Annotated in this window: 12 protein-coding genes; all 12 read left to right on the top strand. The window is 30.5% G+C overall.

The genetic code is table 11. The annotated features are described in order from the left end of the window. Positions 1 to 679 (top strand): HD domain-containing protein (locus CLOBL_RS21100; RefSeq protein ID WP_077860827.1); only part of this gene is annotated, 679 nt, incomplete at its 5' end. A 204-nt stretch (positions 680 to 883) separates the two neighbouring features. Beyond that, on the top strand, positions 884 to 1,702 hold the full coding sequence (speD, locus tag CLOBL_RS21095; RefSeq protein WP_179117810.1) for an adenosylmethionine decarboxylase: 819 nt from the start codon (positions 884 to 886) through the stop codon (positions 1,700 to 1,702). Between the two features lie 16 nt (positions 1,703 to 1,718). Beyond that, on the top strand, positions 1,719 to 3,176 hold the full coding sequence (locus CLOBL_RS21090) for an aminotransferase class I/II-fold pyridoxal phosphate-dependent enzyme (RefSeq protein ID WP_077860826.1): 1,458 nt from the start codon (positions 1,719 to 1,721) through the stop codon (positions 3,174 to 3,176). Continuing rightward, a complete protein-coding gene (gene speE / locus CLOBL_RS21085; protein WP_009168590.1) occupies positions 3,177 to 4,031 on the top strand; it encodes a polyamine aminopropyltransferase in 855 nt (284 codons plus the stop codon). It abuts the gene before it with no gap. A gap of 118 nt (positions 4,032 to 4,149) precedes the next feature. Further along, a complete protein-coding gene (locus CLOBL_RS21080; RefSeq protein WP_077860825.1) occupies positions 4,150 to 5,352 on the top strand; it encodes a saccharopine dehydrogenase family protein in 1,203 nt (400 codons plus the stop codon). 496 nt (positions 5,353 to 5,848) lie between these two features. After that, positions 5,849 to 6,991 carry a carboxynorspermidine decarboxylase gene (gene nspC, locus CLOBL_RS21075; protein ID WP_077860824.1) on the top strand — a complete coding sequence of 381 codons (1,143 nt, stop codon included), beginning with the start codon at positions 5,849 to 5,851 and terminating at the stop codon, positions 6,989 to 6,991. Positions 6,992 to 7,696: 705 nt separating this feature from the next. Continuing rightward, entirely contained in the window at positions 7,697 to 9,871 is a 2,175-nt protein-coding gene (locus CLOBL_RS21070) for a transcriptional regulator (protein ID WP_077860823.1), read from the top strand. Between the two features lie 61 nt (positions 9,872 to 9,932). Beyond that, positions 9,933 to 10,358, top strand: coding sequence for a hypothetical protein (locus CLOBL_RS21065; RefSeq protein ID WP_009168593.1), 426 nt, complete (start codon positions 9,933 to 9,935; stop codon positions 10,356 to 10,358). Between the two features lie 27 nt (positions 10,359 to 10,385). Beyond that, positions 10,386 to 10,811, top strand: coding sequence for a membrane-associated protease 1 (locus CLOBL_RS21060; RefSeq protein ID WP_077860822.1), 426 nt, complete (start codon positions 10,386 to 10,388; stop codon positions 10,809 to 10,811). 225 nt (positions 10,812 to 11,036) lie between these two features. After that, on the top strand, positions 11,037 to 11,474 hold the full coding sequence (locus tag CLOBL_RS21055) for a DnaJ domain-containing protein (RefSeq protein ID WP_077860821.1): 438 nt from the start codon (positions 11,037 to 11,039) through the stop codon (positions 11,472 to 11,474). A 63-nt stretch (positions 11,475 to 11,537) separates the two neighbouring features. After that, entirely contained in the window at positions 11,538 to 12,107 is a 570-nt protein-coding gene (locus tag CLOBL_RS21050; RefSeq protein WP_077860820.1) for an FHA domain-containing protein, read from the top strand. A gap of 64 nt (positions 12,108 to 12,171) precedes the next feature. After that, the gene (locus tag CLOBL_RS21045) at positions 12,172 to 12,678 is read left to right on the top strand and encodes an FHA domain-containing protein (protein WP_009168597.1); all 507 of its coding nucleotides are present in this window, start codon (positions 12,172 to 12,174) and stop codon (positions 12,676 to 12,678) included. Positions 12,679 to 12,682: the final 4 nt, after the last annotated feature.

Genomic DNA, 12,682 nt, shown 5'->3' with positions numbered 1-12,682 from the left:
CGATTTAAAAGAATTGACAAAAGCTAAAGCAGTGGAGGAAATGCAGGAATTAAAAGACAAAATATTAGAAAGATTAAACTCTGTTAAAAGAGATGGAATAGATGAATTGATAAATTACCTTGTAGAAAGAACGGATTATTTTACGGCACCAGCCTCAACAAAGTTTCATTCAAATTTTGATGGAGGGCTTGCATATCATTCGGACAATGTTGTTGAATTAATGCTTCAAAAGAACAAACAATATAAACTGGGACTTAGTGATGATACTATATACTTAGCAGGGTATCTGCATGATTTATGTAAATGTAATCTTTATGAAAAAACTATGAGACTAAAAAAGGATGAGATTACTGGAAAGTGGATAGGATATGCTTCTTACGAATTTGATGACAGAATTCCTTTAGGTCATGGAGAAAAAAGTGTAATTTTACTTCAGCAATTTGTCAAACTATCTCTAGAAGAATGTTTAATGATAAGATGGCATATGGGAGCATATGTACCTAAAGATGAGTATAGAGATTATAATAAGGCTATAGAGATGTATAAATCTGTTTTGGCCTTTAGTAATGCTGATGCTGAAGCCTCACATTTCTTAGAAGAAGTACGAGAACCGGAAGTGTATCCAATAGAAGAATACAATAAGTATGTGAAAGAAAAAGCTATGAAAAAAAACAATTAAATAATGTATAAATGTATGAGAAATAAGAAGTATTATTGAATAAAATGAAGAAATAATGACTTCAAATAAATTTATGAAGCATACTAAAGAAATATTGACGTAAACAGTAGCATTTTTAAAGATAATATAGTAAAATGTCAATGTTGTATGATAAAAAATGTTTTTATAAGTTGCAACTATAATTTTATTTTAGCCAGAAAGGTTGTGATGTTAGGGTTGGAAAATAAGCTGAAGTTATACGGCTTTAACAACCTCACAAAAACACTTAGCTTTAACATCTATGATGTATGCTATGCAAAAAGTGAGCGGGAGCAAAAGGACTATATTGCTTACATAGATGAGCAATACAATTCAGAAAGACTTACAAGAATTTTGTGTGATGTAACAGGGAGTATTGGCGCACATGTACTTAATATTTCAAAACAAGACTATGATCCTCAAGGTGCAAGTGTAACTATTTTGATATCGGAAAAAAATATAGGGACACAAAAAATAGATGAATCTTGTAATAAAGGTGAAATTGAAATTTTGAAATCCAGAGATACTGTCGTAGGGCATTTAGATAAAAGTCATGTAACGGTGCATACTTACCCAGAATATCATCCAGATAACTCAATTGCTACTTTTCGTGTGGATATTGATGTATCCACTTGTGGAGAGGTTTCTCCATTAAATGCATTAAACTATCTTATAGGAAGTTTTGATTCAGACATCATAACTATAGATTATCGTGTCAGAGGTTTTACCCGAGATGTTGATGGTAAGAAGTTATTTATAGATCACAAAATAACATCAATACAAGATTATATTGATGAAGGAACATTAAAGAAGTATGATGCTATGGATATAAATGTATATCAGTCAAACATATTTCACACTAAAATGTTGATAAAAGAAATTGAACTTCAGAATTATCTTTTTAATAGAGATGTTTATGAGATTAAGCCAAAACAAAGGCTTGAGATTGAAAACAATTTAAGGAAAGAAATGATCGAGATATTCAGTGGAACTAATATATATTAATGGGGGATGAATGCAAATGAAAAATAAAGAATCCCACTCAAGAGCACCAATTTATGAAGCACTAATAGAGTATAAGAAAGCCAGAGTAGTTCCATTTGACGTTCCAGGGCATAAGCAAGGGCGAGGAAATGCTATGCTTAGGGAGTTTTTAGGAGAGCAATGTTTGTCAGTTGACGTTAATTCAATGAAGCCACTAGATAATCTTTGTCATCCAGTGTCAGTTATTAAGGAAGCAGAAGAACTTGCAGCAGATGCATTTGGTTCAAAACATGCATTTTTCATGGTAAATGGAACAAGTTCTGCAGTTCAAGCCATGGTTATGAGCGTTTGTAAAAGAGGGGAAAAGATTATAATGCCTCGAAATGTTCATAGGAGTGCTATCAATGCATTAGTAATAACTGGAGCCGTTCCTGTTTATATAAATCCAGGAACAAATAAAAAACTTGGAATTCCACTAGGAATGTCAGTAGATGATGTAAAAAAGGCAATCAAAGAAAATCCAGATGCTAAAGCTGTATTGGTTAACAATCCAACTTATTATGGTATTTGTTCGAATCTAAAAGAGATTACTAAAATTGCACATGAACATGGTATGTATGTCTTAGTAGATGAGGCGCATGGAACTCATTTTTATTTTGGTGAAAATATGCCTGTATCTGCAGTTGAAGCAGGAGCAGACATGGCGGCTGTCAGCATGCATAAAACTGGAGGGTCTTTAACTCAAAGTTCCTTCTTACTTTTAAACTGTGATTTACATGTAGGATATGTTCGTCAAATAATAAATTTAACTCAAACAACAAGCGGCTCATATCTCTTGATGTCGTCACTTGATTTAGCGAGAAGGGATCTTGTGCTAAATGGAAAAGAAATATTTGCAAAAGTGACACAAATTGCAGAATATGCAAGAAACGAAGTAAATAAAATTGGTGGTTACTATGCTTTTTCAAAGGAATTAATTGATGGAGATGCAGTTTATGATTTTGATATAACAAAGCTATCTATATTTACAAGAGATATAGGTCTTGCAGGAATTGAAGTATATGATATGTTGAGAGATGAATACGGCATTCAGATAGAGTTCGGTGACATAGGAAATATTCTTGCAATAATTTCTGTAGGAGATCGTAACCTTGCAATTGAAAGATTAATAGCTTCTTTATCAGAAATAAAGAGGCTTAATTCAAGGGACAAGGCAGGAATGTTTGATCATGAATATATAAACCCAGAGGTTGTCCTCACGCCAGAAGAGGCGTTTTATTCAGCAAAGAAATCTGTACCTATGAATGAAAGTCATGGGAAAATATGTGCCGAATCTGTAATGTGTTATCCACCAGGAATTCCAATTCTTGCACCAGGAGAAAAGATAACTAAGGAAATATTAGATTATATAAATTATGCAAAAGAAAAAGGATGTTTTTTAACTGGAACGGAAGATCCGAAGATTGAAAATATTAATATTGTGGAGGAAAAATAAATGGAGTTATGGTATACAGAACAACATACTGAAAATGTAAGATTTTCAATTAAGGTTGAGAAGGAAATTCATACTGAACAAACCGAGTTTCAAAGAATAGATGTGCTGGAAGCTAAGGAATTCGGTAGATTTTTTACGTTAGATGGTCTAATGATGGTAACGGAAAAAGATGAATTTATTTATCATGATATGATAGTTCATGTACCAATGGCAACTAACCCTAATATTAAAAAAGTTCTAGTTATAGGTGCTGGAGATGGCGGAACAATAAGAGAACTTACAAGATATAACACAATCGAAAGAATAGATATGGTGGAAATCGATAAAAGAGTTGTAGATATATGTAGAGAATACTTTCCTATAACAGCATGTAAGCTTGATGAGCCACGAGTTAATCTATTTTATGAAGATGGATTAAAATTTGTACGCGATAAGAACGATGAATATGATTTAATAATAGTAGATTCTACTGATCCATTTGGACCAGGAGAAGGACTATTTACTAAAGAGTTTTATGGAAACTGCTACAAAGCATTAAAGGAAGATGGAATTTTAGTTAATCAACATGAAAGTCCATATTATGATAATGATGCAGCAGCAATGAAGGATGCTCATGAAAAAATCACAAAGTTCTTTCCAATTATAAGGGTGTATCAAGCACATATTCCAACATATCCATCAGGACATTGGTTATTTGGCTTTGCTTCGAAAAAGTATCATCCTGTTAGAGATTTAAATGCAGAAGCTTGGAATAGTTTAGGAATAAAAACAAAATACTATAATACAGATCTTCATGTAGGATGTTTCGCTTTACCTAATTATGTTAAAGAAATGTTAAATGGGCTTACAGATTAGCTAGAAATTTAATATTAAGAATTAACATTTGTAAGGTACAATTAAGAATATTAAAGATTATATATCGTATGATAAATTGTCGATTAGATAAATTTATGAAGAAACTGGAGGAATTAGAATGGGAAAAGCTTTAATTATTGGTGCAGGTGGAGTTGCAAGTGTAGCAATTCATAAATGCTGCCAAAACTCAGAAGTATTTGAAGAAATTTGTATAGCGAGCAGAACATTATCAAAATGTGACGCAATAAAGGCTTCATTAGAAGGAAAAACTAAAACTAAGATACAGACAGCTAAAGTAGACGCTGATAATGTACCAGAATTAGTAGAACTTATTAATAAGTTTAAACCAGATGTTGTTATAAATCTTGCACTTCCATATCAAGATTTAACTATTATGGATGCATGCTTAGAAACAAAGGTTGATTATGTAGATACAGCTAATTATGAACCTCTTGATACAGCTAAGTTTGAATATAAATGGCAATGGGAATACAGAGAAAAGTTCGAAAAGGCAGGAATAACAGCATTACTTGGAAGCGGTTTTGATCCAGGTGTTACAGGAGTATTTAGTGCTTATGCGCAAAAACATCAATTTGATGAAATTAATTATATAGATATATTAGATGCTAATGCAGGTGATCATGGATATCCATTTGCAACAAACTTTAACCCAGAAATAAATATTCGTGAAATAACAGCTAAGGGAAGCTACTGGGAAGAAGGAAAATGGGTTGAAACAGAACCTCTTGAACTAAAAAGAGTTTATGATTTTCCAGAAATAGGACCAAAGGATATGTATTTACTTCATCATGAAGAATTAGAATCTTTAGGTTTAAATATTAAAGGAATCAAGAGAATAAGATTCTGGATGACTTTCTCAGAAAAGTATATAACACATTTACATGTGCTTGAAAATGTTGGTATGACTTCAATTGAACCAATTGAATTTGAAGGAAAACAAATAGTACCACTACAATTTTTAAAAGCTGTATTACCAGATCCAGCATCTTTAGGACCAAGAACAAAAGGTAAAACAAATATAGGATGTATCTTCCAAGGTAAAAAAGATGGAAAAGATAAAACTTATTATTTATACAATGTATGTGATCATGAAGAATGTTATAAAGAAGTTGGTTCACAAGCAATTTCATATACAACTGGAGTTCCAGCTATGATTGGTGCAAGCTTAATCTTAAAAGGTTTATGGAAGAAGCCAGGTGTATACAATGTTGAAGAATTCGATCCAGATCCATTTATGGAAGAACTAAATAAATGGGGCTTACCATGGAAAGAAAGTTTTTCTCCAACACTAGTAGAGTAGAAAGCATGTAACTTGAACTTATGTGATAGCTTACCGAAAGAAAGGGTACTCTGTTGTTTCGGTTGCTTAGAGAATATAATTATGGAAAAGTGAAACTCGACTCACTAAGTTCGCTGAGTAAGTTCGAGGAACCAAATGCAAGATTTGGACTCTCACTTAACATTATGAGTTGTACCCATTTCAGCTTGCTCCAAACCATAGGTTTTGACAAGCTGAAATGGAACAACTCATAATGAAGAAATCCTACAACTATATTCTCAGATGCAACACTGCACAAAAGAGTACCCTTTCTTTCTGATATAAGCATACTTCAGAGTATAAGTTAGAATTTCGATGACATACTTATAAAGTTACATTTGTCTATCTTTAAATCGCTGCGTGACCATAATATTAGAAAAGTGAAGGTATAAGAAAAATGCAATAAGTAAAAATAAATATATGAGTTGTATTTTTTACCAAAAAGTTAATGGTAAAAACTTAGTAAGGAGGTCAACTAATGAAAGATATAGATATAAGTAAATTACCATCACCATGTTATTTGGTGGATGAAAGACTTCTTAAGAAGAATTTGGAGATTTTAAATCAGGTTCAGGAGAGGACTGGAGCTAAGGTTATTTTAGCAACAAAGGCTTTCTCAATGTTTTCAACGTTTCCTTTAATAGGAAAGTATTTAAAGGGAGTTACTTCAAGTTCTTTGCATGAAGCGAGACTTGGATATGAGGAAATGGGCAAGGAAGTGCATATATATTCTCCAGCTTATAGAGAAGATGAATTTGATGAAATAATGAAATATAGTGATCATATAGTATTTAACTCATTTAGCCAATGGAGAAAATACAAAGATAAGGTTAAGAATAATAAGGATAAAAAGATAGAATGTGGTATTCGTATAAATCCTGAGTATTCTGAAATAGAAACAGATATATATAATCCATGTTTCGAGAATTCAAGAATGGGAGTTACTTTAGCTAACTTTGAGGAAGATGAGTTTGAAGGAATTGACGGATTACATTTTCATACAATGTGTGAGCAAAATTCTGATACACTTGAACGTACAATAAAAGTTGTTGATGAAAAGTTTGGGAAATATATTAAGAAAGTAAAATGGGTTAATTTTGGTGGTGGGCACCATATTACAAGAGAAGATTATGATATAGAAACCTTAATTAAATCTATTAACTTCATAAAAGATAAATATGGAGTAGAAGTGTATCTAGAACCAGGTGAAGCAATTGCGTTAAATACAGGTTTTCTTGTATCAACAGTTTTAGATACTATGAAAAATGGAATGGATATAGCTATATTAGATACCTCTGCCGAGTGCCATATGCCAGATGTACTTGCAATGCCATACAGGCCTAATATTATAGGTGCTGGAAAGCCAAATGAATATGAATATACATATAGATTTGGAGGACCAACCTGCCTTGCTGGAGATATTATAGGAGATTATTCATTTAAAAAAACGTTAAAACCTGGAGATAAATTAATATTTTGTGATATGGCTATTTATTCAATGGTTAAGAATAACACCTTCAATGGTGTAAACCTTCCTGCAATTGTAAAGTATAGCGAGAAAAATGGAATAGAAGTAATAAGAGAATTCGGATACGAGGATTTTAAAATGCGATTATCATAATTTGCTATCTAAATTTTATACATTCACAATTAATTAGTAAAAAGCAATTTTTAATACATATTGCAATTCGCAATCATAGTTTACAATTGTTAATTTAACATTGTAAATTTTTAATTGCAACATATAAATAAGTAAAATCTTAATAAGCATGTTTTATTATGCTTTTCTATAATTTTATTTTGATAATAGTAGAGATTATCAAGTGAAGAAGGAAAAGCTTAATAGAGTATGTTTATTTTTTTATCTGAAAACATAAAAATAAATTATAAAGTAAAAAATACAATATATCAATACAAAAGATATAAAACGTATATATTTTGTAATAAATAATAAAATAAAGATAAAATTCCGTTTTATTCCTAAATTTGTACGTTTTATTACATCGCATAAAAATTAATATATAGTTAATAAATCTAAAATCATCAGTGTTTAAGGGGTATAGAGCATTAGGTAAAAATATGTTTTTATAATTCATATTATACTTTAGTATAATATGAAAAATATTGGATTAATATATAATTTGTTGTAGTTATATTTTACTTAAAGTATATAAAATTCAACAAATTTCATAAAACGGTTAAGTATTCAATTATAAACTTAATAATTTTTGAGTAAATACTATAATTTTATGAAGTGTAAAAATAAGGGTTGAGAAATTTTAACTTAAAATTGAGAAGAAAATCATTAAAACAGGGGGATGGAAAAGTGGATGTAATAAAGCAAACCAACAGGACAATATTATTCGAGGAAATTAATCCAGAGAAATTAGATTTAATTACTGTAATAGGTGATACAAAAGGATTAAATAGCTTAAATGATGACAAAATTAAAGAAATAAATGAAAATTTCTTAGTTAACAGCTTTGATGAATTCTTAGATAGATTTTCACCTGTAGTGTATTCATTTTATAATGCAACAAATCAAAAGGTAATCTACACATTAAAGAAACCAGAAAACTTTCCAAGTGAGTTAATAACAGAAATTCCAATTAATAAATCTAACGATTTTTTAAAGATGTTATTTACTTTAATTGATACTAAAAGAGCACAAGGAATTGCAAATGTAGACTTTAAATTTGAAAATTTACTAGATATGATATCACCTAAAAAAGTAATGGATGATATAAGGCAGACTAGAAAGGAAATTCAGTATACATATGGTAAATATGATGCCTTAGATGATGAAGATCCAAGTAAGCTGGATTTTGGGGACAAGCTTAACGTAATGTTTGAGGAAGCAAGTGCAAATTATAACAATATAATGGCAATGCTGCCACTTGCAATTGAAGATATAAAAACAAGACTGCTTCTTGGTGGAGGCGATAATAATAGCTCTAATGAACCATTTCAGCTTGGGGTTTTGAGCATGGGAGAAAATGGAGAGCTAAAAGTTTTAGAGGCTCCAAAGGTAGAGGAAACTTCATTAGTAGCAATAGATGATAAAGCTAATCTTGGATTGATTGAAGCTTTTGAAGAAGATTATGAGGAAGTCAATGAGACAAAATCTGATTATGTAAAGAGTTTAGTTGTAAGAACCTTCTGTCCACTTTCATCAACAATGGAAAGTTCTGTGGATACAGAGCTAGAAGTGAGTAACTACAATACTTACTTAGAATTTTACAAAAGTTCAAAAGATGATTTCATAAAGACAGTAAAGCCTCTAATAGAAAAAATATTAGGAGTTAAGATGTTCTTTGATCAATATAAAACAAAGAGCAAAGGAATGAAGCCAAGCTTATTAGTTACTAATACAAAGCTTTCAAGATTAGTGAATGCTCAAAATTTACCAAGGTTAAACACATTTTTAAGTTCAGTGAATGATAAAAATGATTTTGATAATACAATCTGGTTTGGAATTGTTCCATCAATTGAACTTGAAGCACAAGCTAAAAATAGAGTTAAGAGAGAGAGATTTAAAGCTAATAAACAGGTAGAAAAGACAGATTCAAATTCTATGGAAGATTTAGCAATGCTGTTAGACGCAGTGCAAAAGTATCGCATACAAGTTTTATTTAGTTTTGAACCAAGAGAAGATACAACTTTTAATCATGTAGCAACTGCTGGAATTGATAAATTTATGGATAAATGTGAGCCTTTAATGAACAATTCATATAGTGAATTTGCAATTCCATGTGTTCCTAATTTTACAGTTATTCCGAAGGAAAAATCAGGAGTTGTTTTAGATAAACGAATGGTGCTTACAGATAATGGAGCAGTAGAATTATCCAAAGAGAAAGAAGATATCCTGAAGCTTTGGATAGAAGGAGTTTATATTGGAAGTTCATATATAGCAGCTGGTATTGTAGCAGCATACCAATGTCCAGAATATTTGAAAGAAAACTTTAAAGATGTTTATAGCGAATATCCAGGAGTTAGATTTGATATAGAAGCAGGATCAAATGCTTTACAGATTACAACAACATTAGCAAAAGAAATATCTGGATTTACAAATGAAATTAAAAATTCTATAAATAGGAGAAACTTTGGATTTGTCTTTTCATCAGAAAATGCAAAAATTCAAGGTAAAGATATAAAGCAGATAACAGTATATAAAGCTAGAAGTCTGCAGACTAATGAAAATGATTTTGAATCAATCTATAAGACATTAGTAACAACATATATAGAGAGAATGTTAAGATTCTATACTAATGATTTTAAAGAAGATAATATTATAAAATTCTTTAGTAATAATCCAACAAGTGTTAAGAGCAAATGGATGGCTCATAAAGAATATACAAATGCCATCGTACGAGATGGTGATGATATTAACTTCGTAATAAATGAAAAGAATGGAACATGTAATATTGATCTAGTATTTAACGGTAATGTTAAAAACTTAGAAGTAGAAATTACACGTAATGATGCACGTAGTATAAGCTAATTACAATAGATTCTAAAAATCTATTTTAATTATAAATAAAAAAGTAAAGGGAGGACAAAAAATGGGATTTAAAGTAAAAGTTGAGGGCGCAGAAACTATTGATTTAGACATCGAAAGTGTTGAAACTGTAGAATTTAAAACAGATACTCCAGATGATTCTAACGCACGTTCAACAGATTTAGGAACAACATTAGTAATTGCTGGTAAAATTTTAACACCAGTAGGTGGAGAGGCAGCAGATAGCACAATTAAGCTAGCACAATGGTCATTAGTGCCAGCAGAAAAGGCTGATTGTTATAGAAAAATAACTATAGATGTTATTTCAGCTTCTCAAGTAGTAAGACAATTTACTTTACCTAATGCATTCGTAGTTAACTATGAAGAAGAGTATGGTGATACAGAAGGTGTAGGTACATTTAAGTTGTATGCTAAACAAAAGAAGGATAAAATTGCCGGAGTTAAATTTGAAGGCGGCTTTGCTGAGTAAAAATTAAAATAAGGAGGAAACATAAAAATGGGATTTAAAGTAAAAATTGAAGGTGCAGAAACTATAGATCTTAGTATAGAAAGTGTTGAAACTGTAAAACTTACTACAGATACTCCAGAAGATTCAAATGCAAGATCAAAGGATGTAGGAAGTACAATGGTTATTACAGGTAAGATACTAACAGCAGTAGATGGAGATCCATTTGATAGTACAAGTAAAATGGGTATATGGTCATTAGTACCAGCAGAAAAAGCAGACTGCTATAGAAAAGTGACTGTAGAAGTAATTTCAGCAGATCAAGTTATAAGAAAAATAACTTATCCAAATGCATTTGTGGTAGACTACAAAGAAAATTTTGGAGATACTGAAGGAATAGGTACTTTTGAACTTGTCGTAAGACAAAAGAAAGACAAGCTAAGCACAGTTACAGTAGAAGGCGGATACAGCGCTTAGTAATTCCTAGACTTATGTGGGTAACATGCCGGAATAAGTAACATATTTATGTTACTTATTTCTGGTATAGATACCCACATAAATTTTCATAAATATTAATACTAAATTTATGTGGCAAATGATTTAAAGAAATGTTATAAGAAATTCCATCGTTAACTATAAATTGTGGAATATTAACTGTAAATTGTTAATTATAAACTTTAAACTGATAAAGTTGGGGGTAAGATGAAAGATTATTATAAGATATTAAATATATCCATGAAAGCAACCAATGATGAGATAAAAAAGGCTTTTAGAAGCTTAGCAAAAAAATACCATCCAGATAGGAATAAAGACGATAAAGATGCATTAAGAAAATTTCAAGAAGTGAACGAGGCTTATGAAGTTTTGAGTAATGAAACTTCAAGAAAAAAATATGATGACGAAAGATCAAAATTTAATCGAAAAAATAATAAAGATACAAATAAAGAAAATAACAATAATAGTAGAAATGATAAAAAATATCAAGCTAAAGGTGAAAATATAGAGAACTTAAATAAATATTTTGAAAGTTTTTTTGGATTCAATGCAAATACTAATGATATAAATAAAGATAAATTAAAGAATGAAAAAAATCCAATAGATACAAGTAAAATGTTTGAGAGCTTTTTTAATATAAAGTAATATGCCAATATACAGGCATATCTAGTGCATTAATTATTATATGTACTGAATGGAGTGATTACTTTGAATGAAGAAAATAATCTAAATTATGATAGCAGATTGTTAATGAGTCTGCAGTTAATAAATGTATTTATAGGAGTCATAATTACACTTATATGTGTAGTTGCCTACATTACAATAGAATCAATTTATATAAGAGGAATAATCATAGCAGCAGTAATATGTTTAGGTGCAGCAGGTTTTATTAAATTTTACAAAAGACTTAATAAAGAAGAAATAATTGAGGATAAAAGCAATATAAGCAGAATTGAGCTGGTTAATGAAGAAAATGAAATAATAAAGGCCTGGGATATAGGAGAAAGAGTGTCATTTATTATTGGCAAAAATGGACGAGATAATAACGTACTAGTAGATTTAAGCTGTTCAATATATTCAGAATTTATTGAAGATAATCATGCAGTTTTAAATTTTGCAGCAGGAAAGTGGTATGTAGAAGATTTGTCAGAAGAAAGTGGGATAAGCATACAAAAGGCTGACGATGACATAAAATATGGAATTATAAAAGATGCTCCTTGTGAATTAAAAAAAGGAGATATTTTATTTATTTACAAAGTAAAATTATTGCTTAAATAGTTAAGTAAGAAAAGCATATGGTTTTTATCATGAGCTGTATTGATTTGAGAATGGAGTGATAATAATGGGACTTATTAGATGTCCAAATGGACATATGTTTAGTGAAAGGCGTTATGGAAGTATATGTCCATACTGCAATATTGATACTTCAAAAAAAGAAAAACAAGAACCAGTACAAGAACAAATGGATATAGAAACTAATCTTTTATATCAGGAAGTTGACCCAGTATGTGGATGGCTTGTATGCATTCAAGGGACAAGGGTTGGTAAGGACTATAAAGTAAAGAGTGGAAAAAACTTTATAGGCAGAGCAGATGATATGGATATTCAAATAATAGGGGATAACGAAATTGCTGCAAGAAATCATGCAATAATCGTATATGATCCAAAGAAAAAGAACAATGTATTATTGCCAGGAGACTCTTCTGGGATTGCCTATCTAAATGGGGAACCTGCTTATATGCCGTCAGAATTATCCGCCTACGATGTAATTGAACTAGGAAAGAGTAAATTTCTGTTTGTACCATTTTGTGGAGAACACTTTGAATGGCAAGATAATGCAAAAGAATAGGTAT

Origin of the sequence: Clostridium sp. BL-8 (assembly GCF_002006495.1) — a bacterium.
Lineage (GTDB): Bacteria > Bacillota > Clostridia > Clostridiales > Clostridiaceae > Clostridium.
The sequence above is the reverse complement of the archived record's forward strand: the minus strand, read 5'-3'. Positions and strand labels throughout refer to the sequence as shown.